The organism is Rhizobium herbae (genome assembly GCF_019511375.1).
Classification (GTDB): Bacteria; Pseudomonadota; Alphaproteobacteria; order Rhizobiales; family Rhizobiaceae; genus Pararhizobium; species Pararhizobium herbae_A.
The window spans coordinates 648,257-669,546 of record NZ_JAEUAO010000002.1; the positions used below are offsets into that span (position 1 = coordinate 648,257).

Annotated in this window: 17 protein-coding genes; 11 read left to right on the forward strand and 6 right to left on the reverse strand. The window is 61.1% G+C overall.

Annotated features, from left to right (window positions below):
* The first annotated feature begins 86 nt into the window (after nucleotides 1-86).
* The 6 genes from JNB71_RS10345 (at nucleotide 87) to JNB71_RS10370 (ending at nucleotide 6,098) form a co-directional block, all read left to right on the forward strand.
* On the forward strand, nucleotides 87-1,097 hold the full coding sequence (locus tag JNB71_RS10345; protein ID WP_220371710.1) for a carbohydrate ABC transporter permease: 1,011 nt from the start codon (nucleotides 87-89) through the stop codon (nucleotides 1,095-1,097).
* Between the two features lies 1 nt (nucleotide 1,098).
* Complete coding sequence (locus JNB71_RS10350; protein ID WP_220371711.1) at nucleotides 1,099-2,247, forward strand: carbohydrate ABC transporter permease; 1,149 nt, start codon at nucleotides 1,099-1,101, stop codon at nucleotides 2,245-2,247.
* Between the two features lie 27 nt (nucleotides 2,248-2,274).
* Nucleotides 2,275-3,939, forward strand: a complete 1,665-nt coding sequence (locus JNB71_RS10355) for an alpha-glucosidase family protein (RefSeq protein WP_220371712.1) — start codon at nucleotides 2,275-2,277, stop codon at nucleotides 3,937-3,939.
* Nucleotides 3,940-3,999: 60 nt separating this feature from the next.
* Nucleotides 4,000-5,088 (forward strand): ABC transporter ATP-binding protein, encoded by a 1,089-nt coding sequence (locus JNB71_RS10360; protein WP_220371713.1) that lies wholly within the window; start codon nucleotides 4,000-4,002, stop codon nucleotides 5,086-5,088.
* Nucleotides 5,089-5,224: 136 nt separating this feature from the next.
* A complete protein-coding gene (locus JNB71_RS10365; protein WP_220371714.1) occupies nucleotides 5,225-5,632 on the forward strand; it encodes a hypothetical protein in 408 nt (135 codons plus the stop codon).
* Nucleotides 5,633-5,732: 100 nt separating this feature from the next.
* The gene (locus tag JNB71_RS10370) at nucleotides 5,733-6,098 is read left to right on the forward strand and encodes a GFA family protein (protein WP_018324216.1); all 366 of its coding nucleotides are present in this window, start codon (nucleotides 5,733-5,735) and stop codon (nucleotides 6,096-6,098) included.
* A 51-nt stretch (nucleotides 6,099-6,149) separates the two neighbouring features.
* On the opposite strand, the gene edd is transcribed toward JNB71_RS10370, so the two are convergent.
* The 5 genes from edd to JNB71_RS10395 form a co-directional block, all read right to left on the reverse strand.
* Nucleotides 6,150-7,970, reverse strand: a complete 1,821-nt coding sequence (gene edd / locus JNB71_RS10375) for a phosphogluconate dehydratase (RefSeq protein ID WP_220371715.1) — start codon at nucleotides 7,968-7,970, stop codon at nucleotides 6,150-6,152.
* 84 nt (nucleotides 7,971-8,054) lie between these two features.
* The gene (pgl, locus tag JNB71_RS10380; protein ID WP_220371716.1) at nucleotides 8,055-8,753 is read right to left on the reverse strand and encodes a 6-phosphogluconolactonase; all 699 of its coding nucleotides are present in this window, start codon (nucleotides 8,751-8,753) and stop codon (nucleotides 8,055-8,057) included.
* Between the two features lie 10 nt (nucleotides 8,754-8,763).
* On the reverse strand, nucleotides 8,764-10,239 hold the full coding sequence (zwf, locus tag JNB71_RS10385; RefSeq protein WP_220371717.1) for a glucose-6-phosphate dehydrogenase: 1,476 nt from the start codon (nucleotides 10,237-10,239) through the stop codon (nucleotides 8,764-8,766).
* Between the two features lie 94 nt (nucleotides 10,240-10,333).
* Nucleotides 10,334-11,620, reverse strand: a complete 1,287-nt coding sequence (locus JNB71_RS10390) for an NAD(P)/FAD-dependent oxidoreductase (protein ID WP_220371718.1) — start codon at nucleotides 11,618-11,620, stop codon at nucleotides 10,334-10,336.
* 16 nt (nucleotides 11,621-11,636) lie between these two features.
* Complete coding sequence (locus JNB71_RS10395) at nucleotides 11,637-13,073, reverse strand: glutamine synthetase family protein (RefSeq protein ID WP_220371719.1); 1,437 nt, start codon at nucleotides 13,071-13,073, stop codon at nucleotides 11,637-11,639.
* 173 nt (nucleotides 13,074-13,246) lie between these two features.
* On the opposite strand from JNB71_RS10395, the gene JNB71_RS10400 reads away from it, so the two are divergent.
* The 5 genes from JNB71_RS10400 to JNB71_RS10420 all read left to right on the forward strand — a co-directional run bounded on the left by JNB71_RS10400 (nucleotide 13,247) and on the right by JNB71_RS10420 (nucleotide 20,961).
* A complete protein-coding gene (locus tag JNB71_RS10400) occupies nucleotides 13,247-14,431 on the forward strand; it encodes an NAD(P)/FAD-dependent oxidoreductase (RefSeq protein ID WP_220371720.1) in 1,185 nt (394 codons plus the stop codon).
* A 124-nt stretch (nucleotides 14,432-14,555) separates the two neighbouring features.
* Nucleotides 14,556-14,813, forward strand: coding sequence for a hypothetical protein (locus tag JNB71_RS10405; protein WP_220371721.1), 258 nt, complete (start codon nucleotides 14,556-14,558; stop codon nucleotides 14,811-14,813).
* A 347-nt stretch (nucleotides 14,814-15,160) separates the two neighbouring features.
* On the forward strand, nucleotides 15,161-17,689 hold the full coding sequence (locus JNB71_RS10410; protein WP_220371722.1) for a methyl-accepting chemotaxis protein: 2,529 nt from the start codon (nucleotides 15,161-15,163) through the stop codon (nucleotides 17,687-17,689).
* Nucleotides 17,690-17,854: 165 nt separating this feature from the next.
* Nucleotides 17,855-19,696, forward strand: coding sequence for a methyl-accepting chemotaxis protein (locus JNB71_RS10415; protein ID WP_220371723.1), 1,842 nt, complete (start codon nucleotides 17,855-17,857; stop codon nucleotides 19,694-19,696).
* 389 nt (nucleotides 19,697-20,085) lie between these two features.
* Nucleotides 20,086-20,961 (forward strand): LysR family transcriptional regulator, encoded by an 876-nt coding sequence (locus tag JNB71_RS10420; protein WP_220371724.1) that lies wholly within the window; start codon nucleotides 20,086-20,088, stop codon nucleotides 20,959-20,961.
* Nucleotides 20,962-21,047: 86 nt separating this feature from the next.
* Here the strand turns inward: JNB71_RS10420 and JNB71_RS10425 are convergent, their stop codons facing one another.
* Complete coding sequence (locus tag JNB71_RS10425) at nucleotides 21,048-21,287, reverse strand: SMc00767 family acetate metabolism repressor (RefSeq protein WP_037119629.1); 240 nt, start codon at nucleotides 21,285-21,287, stop codon at nucleotides 21,048-21,050.
* Between the last annotated feature and the right edge of the window lie 3 nt (nucleotides 21,288-21,290).

A 21,290-nucleotide genomic window follows, 5' to 3' on the forward strand; every position in this document is an offset into this window, starting at 1 on the left:
TCGCAGGATCCAGACGGTGCTGGGATCAAGCGGCACGGGCGGATAGGCCGCGCTGATGGTCATGTATCGCAGGGGAGGAAGTTGCCATGCAGCAGTTGCTTTTTGCCGTCACAACGATGGCCGCGGGGGTTCTCGCCTGCGTCGCCTATTTTTACGGGACGAACTGGATTCTCGACCGGATTTTCCCGTCGAAAGGTCTGACCGGCAAGGTTGCGTCGCGCAACCTGCGCATCACCAACACGATCCGTCCATGGCTCTTTCTCGGGCCGGCGATGGTGTCGCTGACCATCTACTTGATCTACCCCGTGATCGAATCCGTTTGGCTGAGCTTCCACGACAAATCCGGACAGACCTTTGTTGGCCTCAACAATTTCAAATGGATGGTCAATGACGGCGAATTCCGCCAATCGATCTACAACAATTTCCTCTGGTTGCTCGTCGTTCCGGCCGCAGCGACCTTCTTCGGGCTGATCATTGCCGCGCTGACGGATCGCATCTGGTGGGGCAACATCGCCAAGACTCTGATCTTCATGCCGATGGCGATCTCCTTTGTCGGCGCCTCGGTCATCTGGAAGTTCATCTACGATTTCCGCCCGGAAGGTTCCGAGCAGATAGGTCTTCTGAACGCGCTGGTGGTTGCCTTCGGCGGGTCGCCGGAAGCCTGGGTGACACTGCCCTTCTGGAACAATTTCTTCCTGATGGTGATCCTGATCTGGATCCAGACCGGCTTTGCCATGGTCATCCTGTCGGCGGCATTGCGCGGGATTCCGGAAGAGACGATCGAGGCTGCCGTCATCGATGGTGCCAATGGCCTGCAGATCTTCTTCAAGATCATGATCCCGCAGATCTGGGGCACGATCGCCGTCGTCTGGACGACGATCACCATCCTGGTGCTCAAGGTCTTCGATATCGTTCTCGCCATGACCAACGGGCAGTGGCAGAGCCAGGTCCTCGCCAACCTGATGTTCGACTGGATGTTCCGCGGTGGCGGCGACTTCGGCCGTGGCGCGGCGATTGCCGTCGTCATCATGGTGCTGGTGATCCCGATCATGATCTGGAACATCCGCAATGCTGCCAAGGAAATGGAGGGCCGCTGAGATGATTGCTTCTGCTCGTTCGCCGCTTGTCTGGCTCGTCCATCTCTCCGTCGTCCTCCTCGTCCTGCTCTGGACGCTGCCGACCGCCGGTCTGTTGATCTCGTCGCTCCGCGACAAGGACCAGCTCGCCGTTTCCGGCTGGTGGACCGCTCTCTCCACCTCGACGCAGAGCCTCGTCTACCGTGCGCCCGGCGCAGACAAACAGGTGGAGAAGGACGGCAAGTTCGTCATTTCCGGCAATTTGCTGGAGGGCCAGTCGACGGGCCAAGTCTCCGCTTTCGGCTTCAACAGCCGCGAACCGGCGGCATTCCAGCCGGGGCAGACCGCCGATCTCGGCGATGGCGAGAAGCTCACCGTACAGGCTGACGGGACGTTTGAAATTGTCTCCGACAAGGCGATGGAAGGCACGCGCGGCCAGCGGATCTTCTATACGGCAGCCGTTCCGCCACGCTTCACCCTCGACAACTATATTGAAGTCATGCGGGCGGAAGGTATCGGCGCTTCCTTCATCAACTCGCTGACGGTGGCTATACCCTCGACGATCATTCCGATCCTGGTCGCCGCTTTTGCCGCCTATGCCCTGGCGTGGATGAAGTTCCCCGGCCGCGCGATCCTGATCGCCGTTGTCGTCGGCCTGCTGGTCGTGCCGCTGCAGATGTCGCTGATTCCGCTTCTGAAATTGTACAACGGCGTCGGAGCCTTGCTTGGTGTCCCGGCCAAGACCTATGTCGGCATATGGCTTGCGCATATGGGCTTCGGCCTGCCGCTCGCCATTTATCTCTTGCGCAACTACATGGCGGGGCTGCCGCGTGAAATCATGGAGTCCGCTCGTGTGGATGGCGCCAGCGACTTCGATATCTTCGTCAAGATTATCCTGCCGCTCTCCTTCCCCGCACTCGCGTCCTTTGCCATCTTCCAGTTCCTCTGGACCTGGAACGACCTGCTGGTCGCCATGGTCTTCCTCGGCACGGGCAACGATTCGCTCGTGCTGACCGGGCGCCTGGTCAACCTGCTCGGCTCGCGCGGCGGCAATTGGGAAATCCTGACGGCTTCTGCCTTCATCACCATCATCGTTCCCTTGATCGTCTTCTTCAGCCTGCAGCGCTATCTCGTACGCGGCCTGCTGGCGGGCTCGGTCAAGGGCGGCTGAAATTCTGAGAATGGGAATTGGATTGAAATGAACATGAGCACGACCCCGGCGGCTAGTTCCACCCTGACGGCCGACCGCGACTGGTGGCGCGGCGCGGTGATCTATCAGATCTACCCGCGTTCCTACCAGGACTCCAATGGCGACGGCATCGGTGACTTGAAGGGCATCACCGCCCGCCTGCCGCATGTCGCCTCGCTCGGCGTTGACGCGATCTGGATCTCGCCGTTCTTCACCTCGCCGATGAAGGATTTCGGCTATGACGTGTCGAACTACAACGGTGTCGATCCGATCTTCGGCCTGCTTTCCGATTTCGACGACCTGATCGCTGAGGCGCACCGCCTCGGCATCCGAGTGATGATCGATCTCGTGCTGTCGCATACGTCCGACCAGCATCCCTGGTTCGTCGAAAGCCGCTCCAGCCGTTTCAATCCGAAGGCGGACTGGTATGTCTGGTCGGATTCCAAACCCGACGGCACGCCGCCGAATAACTGGTTGTCCATCTTCGGTGGCTCCGCCTGGCAGTGGGACCCGACGCGGCTGCAATACTATATGCACAACTTCCTGACGTCGCAGCCGGACCTCAACCTGCACAATCCGGACGTTCAGGATGCTTTGCTTGCCGTCGAGCGCTTCTGGCTGGAGCGCGGCGTCGACGGTTTCCGGCTGGATACGATCAACTTCTATTTCCACGACAAGCAGTTGCGCGACAATCCGGCGCTCGCACCTGAGCGCCGCAATGCCAACACGGCGCCGGCGGTCAACCCGTATAACTATCAGGAACATCTCTACGACAAGAACCGGCCGGAGAACCTGGAGTTCCTGAAGCGCTTCCGCGCAGTCATGGACGAGTACCCGGCGATCGCCGCCGTCGGCGAAGTCGGTGACAGCCAGATCGGCCTCGAGATCGCCGGCCAGTACACGTCCGGCGGCGACAAGATGCATATGTGCTACGCCTTCGAATTCCTGGCCCCCGATCCGCTCACGCCGGCAGGCGTTGCGCAGGTGCTGCATGATTTTGCCAAGGCGGCGCCGGAAGGTTGGGCCTGCTGGGCGTTTTCAAACCATGATGTTGTCCGTCATGTCAGCCGCTGGAGCCTCGGCATCAGCGATCACGAAGCGCACGCGAAGTTTCTCGCCAGCCTGTTGATGACCTTGCGCGGCTCCGTTTGCATCTACCAGGGTGAGGAACTCGGTCTGACCGAGGCAGATCTTGCCTTCGAGGACCTGCAGGATCCCTACGGCATCCAGTTCTGGCCGGATTTCAAGGGACGTGACGGCTGCCGTACGCCGATGGTCTGGGACGCCTGCGCCGTCCATGGCGGTTTTGGCGACGGCAAACCTTGGCTGCCGGTGCCGCAGGAGCATCTCGCCCGCGCCGTCTCGGTGCAGCAGACGGATCAGCGCTCGGTGCTCAATCACTATCGGCGGTTCCTGGCGTTTCGCAAACAATATCCGGCCTTCGCAAAGGGAGAGATCGAGTTCCGCCCCTATGAGGCGCCGGTGCTCGGTTTCGAGCGCAGGTTCGGTAATGAGACGATCCTGTGCCTGTTCAATATGAGCGGCGAGGCGACAGCCGTGGCCCGCCCGGTCGAAAAGCTCGAAGTGCTCGAAGGGCACGGTTTCGAAACGCATCTGGGCGACGACAAGATCACGCTGCCGGCCTGGAGCGGCTTTTTCGCCCGTGTCGATTAATCGGACCAAGCCGGCATCCGCGGGTGCCGATAAAAATGAGAGATGGAAGGGGAGGATGACATGTCGGGTTTGCAACTGAAGGATATCCGTAAATCCTACGGCGCGGTGGATGTCATCCACGGCATCGACCTGGAGATCAAGCAGGGCGAGTTCGTGGTGTTCGTCGGACCTTCCGGCTGCGGCAAGTCCACGCTCTTGCGGATGATCGCCGGGCTTGAGGAAATCTCCGGCGGCGAAATGTATATCGCCGATCGCCTGGTCAACGACGTGCCGCCGTCGCAGCGCGGCATAGCCATGGTCTTCCAGTCCTATGCGCTCTATCCGCACATGACGGTTTACGACAACATGGCCTTCGGCATGCGCATCGCCAAGGAATCGAAGGAGGAGATTGACCGGCGCGTCCGCTCGGCCGCCGATATCCTGCAACTCACCAAATACCTCGACCGCCTGCCGAAGGCGCTGTCCGGTGGTCAGCGCCAGCGGGTTGCCATCGGCCGCGCCATTTGCCGCAATCCGAAGGTGTTCCTGTTCGACGAGCCCCTATCGAACCTGGATGCGGCGCTTCGCGTCGCCACCCGCATCGAGATTGCCAAGCTGAATGAGGCGATGGCCGACACGACGATGATCTACGTTACCCACGACCAGGTCGAGGCGATGACGTTGGCTGATCGTATCGTGGTTCTGTCTGCCGGTCATATCGAGCAGGTCGGCCCGCCGCTCGAACTCTATGAGCGCCCCGCGAATCTTTTCGTCGCCCGCTTCATCGGTTCTCCGGCGATGAACATCATTCCCGCGAAGATCGTGGCGACCGGCGCGGAAACGACGGTCGAATTGACGGGCGGCAAGCGGGATGTTCTCGACATCGCGACCGCGGCCTCCGAAAACGGCAAGACGGCAAGTTTCGGCGTCCGCCCGGAAGACCTGCGGGTTTCGACCGGCGACAGCTTCCTGTTCGAAGGCACGGTTGCGATCATCGAAGCGCTGGGTGAGGTCACTCTTCTCTATATCGAGGGACTGGTCGCAAACGAACCGATCATCGCCAAGATACCCGGCATTCTTGATATAAAGCGTGGTGACAAGGTTAGGTTCACCGCCGACAAGGCCAAGCTGCACCTGTTCGACGCAAGCGGCAAAAGCTATCGCGCTTAGGTTGCTCGACGGATCCGTCCGGATCTCCGCTCCGGCCGGATTTTGTTGCAACCATCACGGATTTCAGCCCCGGTTCCACACTCTGTTAAAATTTCCGCTGCTAACGTGTTTGAAAACACAGCAGGGGAGAGCAGCGATGCGGGGTCAGGCATCCGACAGACCGACATATCTCAGCCGCGAAGAATCCTTCATGTACGATCGGGAGGCCAACTTCCCGATGGAGGAAACGCGCAACGAGGCACGTATCGAATATACCGAAAACGGTATGCTCAACCTGTCCTCGCGGCGCTGCGAATTGCTGCAGATCTCAAAAAGCAGCGCGGTCATCGGCATCGCCACGCAGTTCAAGCTGCCCCAGAACTTCTATCTCGATATTCCGAGCGCGCGCATCGGCATGATCGGCTGCATCGTCAAGCGCATCCACGCCAACAATCTCGTGGAAGCGCGATTCCTGCGCCTGATGTCGGAACGCGACCTCAACCGCATCTTTGTCTACAGCACCCATCCCAACCACCGGAACCGGGTTCTCGACATCTATAGCTGATGGTTGTGATCCCGTTTGAGCGTCGGTGACGACACGCTTGACTCTGCTCGCGAGAGGCGGATTGATAGGCATCGGACACGGCAAAGCGAGATGATCACCGATGGAACGACCCTATCGCCTATCCTGTCATTGCGGCGATATCTTCCTTGAAGTCGACGAGGAGATTTCCGAGCTGATCGAATGCAATTGTTCGACCTGCCGGCGCTCCGGCTTTCTCCACTGGAAGGTTCCCGCCAACAAGATAACGCTGCTCAGCGAACGGCGACGCCTGTCCACCTATGTCTGGCGCTGCGTCACCGAAGGCCATCATTTCTGCCCGACATGCGGCGTTGCCCTGATGCGCACCGGCTACCCCGGCGAGCGCGTGTCGGTCAATGCGCGCTGCATCGAAGGCATCGACATTTTCGACTTGCAGATCGAGCGTTACGACGGCCGCAGCGACATGCATCCGGGGCCGCTGCCGTAATCAGGAGCTGGAAAGGAAGCCCCCGGTTGATGCCGAGGGCGCTCCTGCTCATCAGTGGAAGATGACGCTGGCACCGTGTTCCGCGGCGCCGACTGCGGCCCGGAACGGTGCGAACATCTCACGGCCCATCCCGAATTCATTGTGCGAGAGATCGGCTTCGGCCGGCGCACGGCTCGCCAGTTCGCACGCGTCGACGAGCACGTCGATCGTACCGTGGATGGCGTCGAGCCGGATGATGTCGCCTTCGCGGATCCGGGCGATCGGCCCGCCTTCCTTGGCTTCCGGCGTCACGTGGATCGCTGAAGGAACCTTTCCGGAAGCGCCGGACATGCGACCGTCGGTAACCAGTGCTACGGTCTGGCCGCGATCCTGCAGGATGCCGAGCACGGTCGTCAGCTTGTGCAGTTCCGGCATGCCGTTGGCCTTGGGACCCTGGAAGCGGACCACGGCGACGAAATCGCCCTCAAGCCTGCCTTCCTTGAAGGCCGCCTGCAGCTCCGATTGGTCGTGGAAGATCTTGGCGGGGGCCTCGATCACATGGCGCTCCGGCTTGACGGCGGAAATTTTGATGACTGCCTTGCCAAGGTTGCCCGTCAGCATTTTCAGGCCGCCCGTTGGCTGGAACGGATGGTCGACGGTCGCCAACACCTTCGGATCGTGGCTCTGTGTCGGTGCCGGTTCGCGGTGAACGGCGCCGTTGGCACCGAGCTTCACGTCGATCGCATAGGCGTCGAGCCCCTGGCCGAAGACGGTGCGAACATCGTCGTGCAGCAGCCCCTTTTTCAGGAGCTGGGCGATCAGGTAGCCCATGCCGCCGGCGGCGTGGAAATGATTCACGTCCGCAAGACCGTTCGGATAGACGCGGGCAAGCAGAGGAATAATGTCGGAAAGTTCCGAAATATCCTGCCATGTCAGCACGATGCCAGCCGCGCGCGCCATGGCGACGAGGTGCATCGTATGGTTGGTCGAGCCGCCGGTCGCATGCAGGCCGACGACGCCGTTGACGATCGAGCGTTCGTCGATCATCTCGCCGGCCGGGGTGAATTCGTTGCCAAGCGCGGTGATTGCCAAAGCCCGTTTCGTCGCTTCCCTGGTTAGCGCGTCGCGCAGCGGCGTACCCGGATTGATGAAGGAAGCGCCGGGCAGGTGGAAGCCCATGATCTCCATCAGCATCTGGTTGGAGTTTGCCGTGCCGTAGAAAGTGCAGGTGCCGGGGCCATGATACGACTTCGACTCGGCTTCGAGCAGTTCGTCGCGGCCGACCTTGCCTTCGGCGAACAGTTGCCGCACTCGCGACTTCTCGTCGTTCGGCAGACCGGAGGTCATTGGCCCCGCCGGAATGAAAACGGCCGGCAGGTGGCCGAACGTCATGGCGGCTATCATCAGGCCGGGCACGATCTTGTCGCAGACGCCGAGATAGACGGTAGAATCGAACATGTTGTGCGACAGGCCGATACCCGCCGCCATGGCGATCAGGTCGCGTGAAAACAGCGAAAGCTCCATGCCGGGCTGGCCCTGGGTCACGCCGTCGCACATGGCCGGCACCCCGCCCGCCACCTGCGCGATGCCGCCTGCTTCATGCGCCGCCTGGCGGATGAGGGCAGGGTAGGTCTCGAATGGCTGATGCGCCGACAGCATGTCGTTGTAGGAGGTGATGATGCCGAGATTGGGCACCGTGTCGCCCGAAAGGGCAACCTTTTCCGAGGGGGAACAGACGGCGAAGCCGTGGGCGAGGTTGCCGCAGCCGAGAACTGAGCGATGCACACCTTTCGCTGCGGCGTTGCGCACGCGATCGAGGTAGGGCTCGCGGTGGGGTTTCGAACGCTCGACAATGCGGGCGGTGATGGCGGCAATGCGGGAATCAGCGGACATGATATATCCTGTTCCGGAGTCCTCGTGACTCCTCTAGTCAGCATGGTTGCAGTCATCCGGGTCTTGGGTCCCCGGATCCTGGCTTTATGGTGCCCAGTAAACCTGAAGCGGAGACGAGGCCCGGCGCAACATCGCCCGGATCGGCATCTCCGCCTCGTCGCCGGGCGCTTCTGCCTTGGCAAGAACCTCTTTCTTGCCGTTGCCTTCGATATGGAGCACGAGAAGCCGCGCGTCCTCAAGGCTGGAGAAAGTAAATGTCAGGCGCGGCTCGCCAGCGCCTTCGGCTTCCATCGTCATCACGCCGCGCGGCGTGGCGGGGTCGAGCGCCTCTGCAAGGCGCGAACCGCCGGGAAAGAAGGAAGCGGTATGGCCGTCGCTGCCCATGCCGAGGACCGCGACATCGAAGGGACGGCCGATAGAGGCCGTCTGCCTGGCTGCAACTGCAGCCGCAGCTTCCGCGGTCGGCGCCGGATAGTAGAGCGGCTCAAGCTTGGCGGCGGCGGCGGCATCGACCAGCAGATTGTCGCGAACGAGTTTCTCGTTGGAGCGGTCGCTGTCGGGAGCAACGAAACGCTCATCCACCAGCGTTACGACCACTTTGGACCATTCGATCGGCTTGCGGGAGAGCGCCTTGAAGAAGGCCTTCGGTGTCGAACCGCCGGAGACGGCGATGCAGGCTTGCCCGCGAGTGGCGATGGCCGCGGAGAGCGCCGAGGCAACGGCGCCGGCCAGCCCTTCTGCAAGGGCGGCACTGCTATCGAAAACATGCATCGTGGCCGTCATGCCGTTGCCCTCAGATCACTTCATGCCAGGTACGGCCGTCTCGCTCGATCAGCGCGATCGCCTGGCTCGGACCCCAGGTGCCGGCCGTATAGGCCTGGACCGGCTGGCCAACGGCTTCCCAGGATTTCAGGATCGGATCGACCCACTTCCAGGCAGCCTCGACTTCGTCGCGGCGCATGAACAGGGTCTGGTTGTTGCGCACGACATCGAGCAGCAGGCGCTCATAGGCATCGGCGCTGCGGGCGTTGAAGGCTTCAGCGAAGGTCATGTCGAGGGAAACGTTGCGCAGGCGCATGCCGCCCGGACCGGGGTCCTTGATCATCAGTGACTGCTTGACGCCTTCGTCCGGCTGCAAGCGGATGATCAACTGGTTGGCGGCGATGCGACCGGCCGCCTCGTCGAAGATTGAGTGCGGGATCGGTTTGAAGCTGACGACGATTTCCGACATGCGGCCCGCCATACGCTTGCCGGTGCGGATATAGAAGGGAACGCCCGCCCAGCGCCAGTTGCTGATCTCGGCCTTGATGGCCACGAAGGTTTCCGTGTTGGAAACGCCACCCTCAAGTTCTTCGAGGTAGCCTTTCACAGCACCGCCGGCGGAGGCGCCCGCCTTGTACTGGCCGCGCACCGTCAGTCTTTCGACGTTGCTGGGGTTGATCGGTTTCAGCGCGCGCAGCACCTTCAGCTTTTCATCGCGCACGGCTTCCGCATTCATCGATGGCGGCACCTCCATGGCGACAAGGCAGAGAAGCTGCAGGATATGGTTCTGCACCATGTCGCGGAGCGCACCGGCCTTGTCGTAATAACCCGCGCGGCTCTCAAGCCCGACGGACTCCGCCACTGTGATCTGCACGTGATCGATATAGGAGGAATTCCACAGCGGTTCATAAAGCGTGTTGGCGAAGCGCAGCGCCATGAGGTTCTGCACGGTTTCCTTGCCCAGATAGTGGTCGATACGGAAGATCTGCTCTTCCTTGAAGACCTTGCCGATCGTGTCGTTGAGTTCGAGGGCGGAAGCGAGGTCGCGACCGATCGGCTTTTCGACGACGATGCGCGTCGTCTTGGTGATCAGCTTGTGGTCGCGAATCCTTTCCGAGATGTCGCCGAAGATGGCTGGTGCGACGGCGAGATAAAAGGCGCGGACCCGGTCCTTGCCTTCATCCAGCAAGTGCTTCAAGTGGTCCCAGCCATTGTCCGACTTGGCGTCGACTGGAATGTAGAAGAGGCGGTCGGTGAAAATCTTGACCTGTGCCTCGTCATATTCGCCCTGCTTGAGATGCTCCTTGAGGGCGTCCCGGGCGAATTTCCGGTATTCCTCGTGGCTGAGCACGCTGCGCGATGCGCCGATGATGCGGGTCGGATCGCTCAATTGGCCGTCCAGCTGACGATGATAGAGGGCCGGAAGCAGCTTGCGCTCGGCAAGGTCGCCGGTGCCTCCGAAAACCACATAGTCAAAGGGTTCCACAGGAATGATCTGGCTACTCATGAGAAATCTCGATCTCGTTCTGGTCTGGGGAGCTTATAATCTAATCGATTTAAAAGCGCTAGGGTGCGATGCAATAAAATGACAGGCACGGCTTTCAGAATTTGTCGCGCAAGGCATACCAGCTGAGCGCGAGGAACAAAAGCACGGATCGAAACCGCGTGCCGCCCGGAAAGGCAGGAATGTTCAGATCCCGGAGAAGTTCGAGGTCCGACCGATTGCCGGTTACGAGGTCGGCGTAGAGCCTGCCACAATAGTTTGACAGCATGACGCCATGGCCGGAATAGCCGCCGATCGAGGTGACGCCGGGCATGACTTCGCGCACGAAGGGCTGTCGCGGCAGGGTGATGCCGACCGAGCCGCCCCAGGCATGGGTTATGTCGATGTTGGCCAGCGACGGGTAGATCTCCGCGACCTGGCGGCGGATATGGTCGGTGATATCGCGCGGATTGTCGGCCGTATAGGCTTCGCGCCCGCCAAACAGCAGCCGACCGTCCCTGGATTTGCGGAAATAGCGCACGACGAAGCGCGAATCGGCAACGGCCTCCCCGCCGGGCAGCACGTCCGGGAAATCGCTGAGGACTTGTGTCGCGCCGATGAAGGAGCGGATCGGCATCACATGCCGCGCCGTCACCGCCTCAAGATTGCCAATATAGCCATTGCAGGCGATCAAAGCTCTTTCCGCGCGAATATTGCCCCTCTCGGTTTCGATGACGATCCGGCCGTTGCTCTGGTTGATTTTCAGCGCTCTGGTCTTCTCGTGCAGCGAGGCGCCGGCCAGTGCTGCCTGCCTCGCCAGGCCGACAAGAAGCTTCATCGGCTGGATATGACCGGTGCCGGTGTCGCGGATGCCGAAGAGGTAACGCGTCGAGCCCAGCCGGGCGACGGTTTCGTCGCGATCCATGAAGCTTTGATGTGGGTAACCGTAGCGGGAGGCGACGATCTCGACGCTGTCGCGGTAATCCTTCTCGAGGCTTTTCTTGTGAGAGACGTTGAGTTGGCCCGGAACATATTCGATGTCGATGCCATGCGAGGATGCAAAGGCGAGAAGGTATTTCTTGGCCTCCTCGGCGAGGTCGAACAAAGCCTTCGAACGGTCGAAACCAAGCGAATGCTCGAGTTCCTCCGGCGACCAGCGTTGGCCGGTGCCGAGCTGCCCGCCATTGCGGCCGGAGGCCCCGTCGCCGAAGCGGCAGGCGTCGACAAGCGTGACGCGAACCCCCTTCAGGGCGAGATTATGGGCGGCCTGCAGGCCGGTGAAACCGCCGCCGACAATCGCCACGTCGGTCTGGACCGAACCGGGCAGTGCTGGATATTCCGGCCTCTCCGGCACGTTGTCTTCATACCAGGAGATCCCCGGCGAGATCGGGCTTTGCCAAGGCATGGCTTAACCTTTCCGGTCAGACATTGAGAAGCAGGAATTCGCGTTCCCAGGGACTGATCACCTGCATGAAGGTTTCGAATTCGCCACGCTTCACACCGGCATAGATGGCAATGAATTCGGGGCTGAAGACTTGGGCGAAGGCCGGTTCCGATTCGAGCAGGGATACGGCCTCGAGCAGGCCGCGCGGCAAGTCGATGGTGCCGTCATTGACCGTGTCGTCGGATGGAGCAGACGGCTCCAGCGCCTCCAAAATGCCGAGATAGCCGCAACCGAGCGAGGCGGCCAGCGCCAGATAGGGATTGGCGTCCGAACTAGGCAGCCGGTTTTCGACGCGCCGTGCAACCGGCTCAGAAACCGGGACGCGGAAGGCCGTGGTGCGGTTGTCGTATCCCCAGGCATTGTTGACCGGGGCCGACATGTCGGGCGTCAAGCGACGATAGGAGTTCACATAAGGCGCCATCATCGATAGCGCCTTCGGGACATATTTCTGCATGCCGCCGATGAAGGAGAAGAATTCCTTCGATGCCGAGCCGTCGGCATTGGAAAACAGGTTGCGTCCCGTATTTACCTCGATGACCGATTGATGGATGTGCATGGCGGAACCCGCCTGCGCCTGCATGGGCTTGGCCATGAAGGTCGCATAGATGCCGTGCTTCAGAGCAGCCTCGCGGATCGTCCGCTTGAACATGAAGACCTGGTCGGCAAGTTCGATCGGATCGCCATGGCGCAGGTTGATTTCGAGCTGCGCCGGGCCTTCCTCATGAATCAGCGTGTCGATCTCCAGCCCCTGCTTTTCCGAGAAATGATAGATGTCGTCGATCAGTTCGTCGAATTCGTTGACACCGGCAATGGAATAGCCTTGACCGCCTTGAATGGCGCGTCCGGAGCGGCCTTTCGGCGGATGCAGCGGATAATCGGGGTCCTCGTTCTTGGCCACCAGGTAGAATTCGATCTCCGGTGCGACGACCGGCTTCCAGCCTTTCTGCTGGTAGAGGTCGAGCACGTGCTTTAGAACATTGCGCGGCGTATAGGGCACATTCTCGCCCTTCGACCCGGCAATGTCGCAGATGACCTGTGCCGTCGGATCCGTTTCCCATGGAACGACTGACAAGGTCGAAAGGTCCGGCACCAGCTTGATGTCGCTGTCACGGGAATCATAACGGAAGTTGCCGGTCTCCTCGGGGTACTCGCCGGAAATCGTATGACGATAGATCGCCGAGGGCAGGGCGAGCGACGTGTTGGAGGTGAATTTCGAAGACGGCATCATCTTGCCGCGCGGAACACCGGCAATGTCGGGCGTGATGCACTCGATATCCTCGATACCGCGGATTTTTAGCCAGTCTGCGGCTTCCTTCCAGGTCTTGACACCTCGGGCGGACTGCAATGCGGGGGGAATTTTTGAAGTCTTGCTGGTCTTTGATGCGTGTTGGGCAATGCTTCTTCTGGCAGGCATAAATCACCGGTTTTGGGTTCGGGTGGGCCATCATAGCCGGAGTTTGGTAATTGGCTAGGGTGAAAACCGGGACTTGCCGTCACGCACAAGCTGTATTTGTGAACGCCATGGAACCCAGCGATTGACTTTCAAGCCGCCGCCCGGAAAAGGAAGGCGAAACAGGACCGGATGCCTTGGCTGAACAATATGACGTGGTGATAATCGGCGCGGGTGCTGCCGGCATGATGGCGGCGATCGAAGCGGGCAAGCGCGGCCGCCGGGTGCTGGTGATCGACCACGCCAGGGCGCCGGGTGAAAAGATCCGCATCTCGGGCGGCGGGCGCTGCAACTTCACCAATATTCACGCGGGCCCGAAGAGCTTTCTCTCGGCCAATCCGCATTTCTGCAAGTCGGCGCTGGCACGCTACACGCCGCAGGACTTCATCACGCTGGTCGAACGCCACGGAATCGCCTGGCACGAAAAGACGCTTGGCCAGCTCTTCTGCGACGACAGCGCAAAGGACATCATCCGGATGCTGCTGTCGGAAATGAAGGAAGCCCGAGCCGTCTTGCGGTTGGGGGTGCAGGTTCAGTCCGTTGACAAGACGCCTTCCGGTTTCCGCGTGGCGACAGCGGACGGCATGATCGATGGCTCTGCGCTGGTCATTGCCAGTGGTGGCAAATCGATCCCGAAAATGGGAGCGACGGGCTTCGCCTACAGGATTGCCGAGCAGTTCAGCCTGCCTCTCGTCGAAACCCGCCCGGCGCTGGTGCCGCTGACGCTGGATCCGGCGCAACTGGAAAGCCTGAGTGCGCTTGCGGGCGTTGCCGTTGACGCTGAGGCGCGTTCCGGCAAGACGGTGTTCGAGGAGGCTGTTCTGATCACCCACCGCGGCCTGAGCGGCCCGGCCGTCCTGCAGATTTCCTCCTATTGGCGCGAGGGCGGCGACATCCGGCTCGGCCTGTTGCCGCGTGTCGATATCGCAGCGCTGCTCAAGGCTGCGCGCCGCGACAATGGCCGGCAGGCCCTGCAGACGGCGCTTGGCGAACATCTGCCAAAGCGCCTGGCGCAGTTCTTTGCCGAGACCGCCGGCCTGATCAACCGGTCGCTTGCCGACCTCTCCGACAAGGTGATCGACAGTTTCTGTGCGGGCATCAAGGATTGGACCATCACGCCGGCCGGCTCGGAAGGCTATCGCACCGCGGAAGTAACGCTGGGCGGGGTAGACACGAAGGCGCTCGATTCCCGCACGATGCAGGCGCGCGAGGTGCCTGGCCTTTATTTCGTCGGCGAATGTGTCGACGTCACGGGTTGGCTTGGCGGCTATAACTTCCAGTGGGCGTGGGCGTCGGGTTTTTCCGCGGGGCAGGTTGCGTAACCAACCGCAAAAAGGCCTCGCTCACTTCAGCCATTGTTAAGATATCTGGCGGAACCTGTTTCGCGAGCTGGCACGACGGCCCGCGGACTGAAAGCGATGGCGTTTCGGAGAATGGGTCCGAAAAGTGACATTTTTTCTCTTTCGTGTCCCGTTGCAACAAGAAGCGGGCTGGCGGTTCGGATCATCCGAGTCTATCGTTGCTTTGGTTTCGAAAGGACACAATGCCATGAACCAGTATCGCAGCCGTTCCGCAGCTCGCGCAATTGCTATTGCGAAAGCCGAGGAAGGCAAGACGCGAAAGGCCATGCTGATCCGCGTGGCCGTCATTGCACTCGGTGCTCTCACTGCACTCTCGGCGCTTCCCTCATTCTGGTCCTTCTGAAACCAGGTTTTAAGAGCGCAGTTACGAGTAGCCCGCCCCGGACGCGATGGTCTACGCCCAGACCTCCCCGGTGCCGCCGGACCTAAGCGGACGTGTCGCTTTGGCGCCAATGAAACGAAATAAATCGTATTTATTCAAATATTAATTCTTGCCGTTGAAGAATGCGACACAACGGAGTCTGCCGTGATCTCGCCTATGAGGATGCGCGGGTCATGCAATGAATGCCTGGCAGGCTGGCGGCGTCACGCCGTATGCTTTTCAAGTCAAATCATCAGCTTGTTTGGCGCACCGGGAAAGCTCGTCGAGCTTGTGGAGGGCGGTTGCAGGCTGCGAGCCAAGGTGCGTCCATGTTCATCGACAAGATTCTTGCCCGCTTCAAAATCCAGACCAAGGTGCTCCTGTTCATCCTGCCCTTCGTCGTCAGCATCTGCGCTGTCGGTATCACCGGCCTCTATGCGTCAGGGTTGCTGCAGGGGCGGATGGAAATCTCCAACAGCGTCCTGCAGTCGCTGAGCGGCTTCAAGGATGTCTATGCCGGCATGAATGCCTTCCTTCAGAACACGACCGAGGATTCCCGCCAGGCGGTGTTCGAGAAAATCACAGCCCAGCGCGCGGTTCTCGAAGAGACACTAAGGCAGGTCGACGACGAAGAAGGGTGTAGCCAGCTCCAGCAGGCGTTGAACGGTAGTGCGACGATCGGCGAGCGAGTCGACGGCTTGTGGAAGCTCTACGAACAGGAAGTGGCGCTGCGCCAGTCCATCAATGGAAGCCTTCGGCTCCTGCTCGCCGCTCAGATGAAGATCCTCGACGAGGCGACGACCATGGAGCAGAACGTTCGCCAAGACGAGGAGGCCGCCAAGTCGCTATTGCGTGAGGCCGAGCGCCTGACCTCATCCAGCGATACACTGGTCGCTTTTAACTCGAATTTCGGAAAGGCGGCCAACGCCGAGGACAAGATCAAGGTGGCAGCCGATTCTTACGGCGCCATGACCAAGGTCCTGCGCAAGATCAGCTCCGGCCTGCCGCAAAACCAGAAGGCGGTTGCAGAAACGTTCAAGAAGACGATCGGTGAGATCAAGGCGCTGGTGGACGGCGGTGACAAGAGCGACGAAACGGCGGCCGCGATCGGCAAGCTGATGGCGCGCTTCCGCCAGACGAGCATCCAGCTTCATACCGCCGCAGGCGTGAAGATGCGTGAAGCGACAGCGACCTTCGGCAAGCTCGATGCGGCGCTTGTGAAGGCGAACTCCGTGCTCTCAGGCACCCGGGCAATAGTCAACTCCGTCTATACGATCCGTATCGCGGCAGCCAGCTTTCTCGAAAAGACCCAACCCGAAGGTCGCGAGCGGCTGATGCGCGAATTCCGTCTCATGAACCAGGAAATCCAGAGTCTGGCCCAGTCGGCTGGCGACCTGCCCTTCTTCAACAATCTCGTGAAGGCTGTGAAGCCGGTGACGGAAAAGATGGAAGCAGACAGCGCCGCCCTCGTCGACAGCAGCGCCGCCCGCCAGGCGGAGTTCGCCGCCGCCGCCGCCGAGATCGATGATATCTGGAGCCAGCTCACTGCCTTTGCCGAAGGCCAGAAGACAACGGCATCGGTTGAACGCGACAAGGCAAACCAGGTTTCCGTTTTCGCAACTGTCGTCGGTATCCTGATTGCGCTTCTGGCCGGCGGGGCGCTGGTCCTGACGTTGAAGGGGCCGATCGGCCAGATCACCGCGGCCATGCGCCGGCTTGCCGATGGCGCGCTCGACACGTCGATCGACGGCGGTGCCCGCCGCGACGAGATTGGCGACATGGCGCGCGCGCTTGGCGTCTTCAAGGAAAACGCGCTGTCGAAAGTCCGCATCGAGGCCGAGAGCGAAGAGCAGCGCGCCCATGCGGAAGCCGAGCGCCGGCGCAACGATGCAGAAAAACAGGCGCTCGACAGCCAGATCGATTTCGCCGTCAGCCAGCTTGCGGCCGGTCTCGGCCGCCTGGCGCAGGGCGATCTCTCCCAGCAGATCGACACGCCGTTCACCGGCCGGCTCGAGCAGCTGCGCATGGATTTCAACGGCTCGCTGATCCGCCTGCAGGACACGCTCGTGCAGATCCGCGACAACGCGATACTGATCCAGCGCAGTGGCAACGACATGCATGCCTCTGCCGACTCGCTATCGAAGCGCACCGAAGCGCAGGCGGCCTCGCTGGAGGAAACGGCGGCCGCCGTCGACCAGATCACCGTTACGGTCCGCTCGTCGGCTGAACGGGCGCATGAGGCCAATGTCGCCGTGACGCACACGAAGAAGAGCGCCGACAGCTCGGCGGTCGTCGTCAGCAACGCGATTGCTGCCATGGGGCGCATCGAGGACGCCTCGCGCCAGATCGAGCAGATCATCGAAGTCATCGATGAAATTGCCTTCCAGACCAACCTGCTGGCGCTGAATGCCGGCATCGAGGCCGCGCGCGCCGGCGATGCCGGCAAGGGCTTCGCAGTGGTTGCCCAGGAGGTTCGCGAACTCGCCCAACGCTCGGCGGGAGCCGCCCGCGAGATCAAGGATCTGATCAACAAGTCGACCGCCGAAGTGAATTCCGGGTCGCAACTTGTCCAGGAGACCGGTGCGGTGCTGGCCTCGATCAGCCAGCAGATCGTCTCGGTCAGCAGCCATGTCGAGATGATCGCGACCGCAAGCCGCGACCAGGCGGCGGCGCTCCACGAGGTGAACGGCTCGGTCAACCAGATGGACCAGATGACCCAGCAGAACGCCAACATGGTCGAGCAGGCAACCGGTGCCAGCCGACAACTCGCCAACCAGGCCGACACGCTGATGATGCTCGTCGAACAGTTCCGCCTGGAGCCGGCAATTACCACTCGGCAGGTCGGCCGCGCCGCCTGAGCGGAGCCGAACGATATTCCGGTGCCCGGCCTCGCGGTCGGGCATTTTAGTTTCGGAAATGCTCGTCATATTCCTGGGAAAGCCCGGATTTGCGGGATTTCTCACCATTTTTTAAGGCTTTCAATTTAAGAGTATTAGAAATTTCTCAACTCTGAAGGCCATGCGATGCTCCGGTTTTTCAAGTCCTCAGTCGTATCCCAGCTGGTCGCCATCACGCTGGGGCTGATCTTCCTCAGCACCGCGACGATTGCCGGAGTGATGCACTACAATTTGCGCAGCTACGTGATGGCGGACGCAACCATGGACGCCCGCGACGCAAGTCGCGCGATGGCTGTGCTCTACGGCATGAAGGTGCCGGACGCGGCGATCGGGGTGAAGGATGGAATCCTTATCAGCGTGACAGAAAACAAGATGGCTGCGCTTCCCGATCACGATCTCGTTGACCGCACCGCCCAGACGATCGGCGGGGTGGCTACGATCTTCGAGAAGCAGGGCAGCGATTACGTCCGCATTTCGACGAACGTAAAGAAGGAAAACGGCGATCGCGCCGTCGGAACGAAGCTTGCCGCCGACCATCCAGCACAGGCGTCCCTGGCCAAGGGCGAGGCCTATTACGGGCCGGCGGTGCTGTTCGGACGCGACTATATCACCGGATATTTCCCGGTGAAAAACGTTGCCGGCGCCAATGTCGGCATGTTGTTCATCGGTATTCCGACGGAAGTCTATTTCAGCAAGATCAACTATCTCCAGTACCTGATCCTCGCGATTGGCAGCGGCGTGATGATCGTCGTCGGGATGCTTGCCTACGCGGCGATCCGTGCATCGATCCGGCCGCTTGGCATATTGACAGGTTCGGTCGAGGCCATTTCTTCGGGTAACCTGGATGTTTCCGTTCCTTATCTCGACAAGAAGAACGAGTTTGGCGGCATTGCCCGCGCACTCGCCGTCTTCCGCGAAAATGCGCTGTCGAAGCTAAGCATGGAAATCGAAAGCGAAAATCGCCGCCTTGAAACGGACGAGGAGCGTTCGCGCCGTGACCTTGAAAAGCGCGAGATGGACCGCGAGATCGATTTTGCGGTGAACGCTATCGCAGCCGGCCTCGGCCGTTTGGCGCAGGGAGACCTCACGCAGCAGATCGATACACCCTTCACCGGCCGTCTCGAACAGGTGCGCACCGACTTCAACGGCTCGGTCACCCGACTGCGGGAAACGCTTTCCCATATCCGCGACCATGCCCGGGCGATCCAGCGCAACGGCAGCCAAATGCTGTCGTCTGCTGACGCGCTTTCCAAGCGCACCGAAGCGCAGGCGGTGTCTCTGGAGGAAACGGCAGCCGCCGTCGAGGAAATCACGGTCACCGTCAAGTCCTCGTCCGGACGGGCGCAGGAGACCAACCGCGCCGTCGCCGAAACAAAGAAGAGTGCCGACAGTTCGGCCGGCGTCGTCGCCAACGCTATCGCCGCGATGGGCCGGATCGAGGATGCCTCGCACCAGATCGAACAGATTATCGAGGTCATCGATGACATCGCCTTCCAGACCAACCTCTTGGCGCTGAACGCCGGCATCGAGGCGGCACGGGCAGGCGATGCTGGCAAGGGCTTTGCTGTTGTTGCGCAGGAAGTGCGCGAACTGGCGCAGCGCTCTGCCGATGCCGCCAAGGAGATCAAGATGCTGATCGACAAGTCGACCAGCGAAGTCAGCACCGGCTCTGGGCTGGTGCAGGAGACGGGCGCCGTGCTCGCCTCGATCAGCAAGCAGATCGTCGCCATCAGCCAGCATGTCGAAATGATCGCCACGGCCAGCACGGACCAGTCATCTGCCCTGCAGGAAGTCAACGGGTCGGTCAACCAGATGGACCAGATGACCCAGCAGAATGCCTCGATGGTCGCCGACACGACCAATGCCAGCCGGGAACTGGCAGACGAGGCAGATATGCTCATGACGCTGGTGGAGCAGTTCAGCCTGGAACGGGAGAACGTCCAGCGCCAGGCCAATCGCGCCGCCTGAGCGGCTCTGCCCTAAAGAGACGGAAAAAGACCCCGCCGACCCCGAAGAGGCACCGACCGGGCCTTTGCCGCATCACTGCGACCAGCGCCGGCGAAATCTGTGGACTGCGGCCGCGAACCGACCTCGCAGTCGGCTCTGGTTGCGCAATTCCTCAAACTCATGTCGCCTGCGTCCGTCTTTTGACAACATCTCGGTCAGCAGAACTATTCCTATCATTTCAGGCATTGGACGTTTCCTTGAGACAACAGGAAGCCGCCGCAGGACCTCGTCCAGCGTGCAGCGTTCCTTCGATTGGGACCCGTGCGGCCCTTGGCCACTTGGTTACGGGTTCAATCTAGGCTTCGAAAATTGTTTTATAAACGCCAGAATATCATGTATGTCTTTCAATTATGAAAGACATCAGCTGGGACGCCTATCAGACATTTTTGGCCGTCGCTCGCCATGGCGGGTTGACCGGCGCCGCGCAGGCGAGCGGCGTCAGCCCTGCGACGGTCGGCCGCCGCGTGCTCGATCTCGAGCAGACGATCGGCCGGCAACTCTTCCTGCGCAGCCAGACGGGTTATCGATTGACGGCAGATGGGCAGGCGCTGTTCGAGCAGCTGCAGGCCATGGATGCCGTCGTGCGAAGGGTGGAAAACTGGCGGCAGGAGGCGCATGGCTCGGCGGTCGTGCGGCTGATGGCCGGAACCTGGGTGACCTGGCTGGTCTGCGAGAACATCCAGGCCATCTGGAGCGAACGGGACGGTTTCCGTCTCGACATGTCCGTCTCCGAACGGCGCGCGACGCTTGCGCACCGGGAAAGCGACGTCGGCGTCAGAGCGGTCATGCCGCAAGAGCCGAACCTCACGAGCCGTCACATCGGCGAGGTCGCTTATGCCGCCTACCGCCAGCGCAATGCGCTCGATGGACTGGCCTCGGCCTGGCTTGCCGTGTCGGAGGACGATGCGGTCTCGCCCTATCTGCGCTGGCCACATGAACACGCGGCGGCATCGATAGCGGTGATCGTCAGCCGGCCGCGCTCCTTGCTCGACCTGGCGCGAGCTGGCGCCGGGCAGGCTGTCCTGCCCTGTTTCGTCGGCGACCTCGATCCCGGTCTCGAGAGGGCCGGCGAGGAATTGAAGCAGCTTCGCCACGGACAATGGATCGTCACCAACAGCGAGGACCGCCATCGCCGCGAGATCCGCACGGTGTCAGAACGCCTATATCGGTTGGTGAAAAGCCATGCCGATCTCTTCGCCGGAAAAAGGCCGAGCCGGAGTTTCTAGCTCGTTTGGGATACGGGCCGGACCATCAAGAGCAAAACCCCGGCAGGATCGCTCCCGCCGGGGTTTTTCGTGCTGATGGCCATCGCTCAGCCGCGACCCTGCGTGACAATCACCGGGATCAACAGGTCGCCCCAGTTGCCCTCGCCGCCGTGATGCCGGGCCGAGCGGACGAGCTCGACGGAGACGCCGGCGTCCACCGCCTTCATGACGGCCTGGTTGAGGCGGTGCAGGTCGTTGGCGACCATGCGGATCATCGCCTGTTGTTCCGGTGTCATGGCCGACGACTGCTCTTCGGCCCGTTCTTTGACGCGTGTCTGGACTGTCATGGC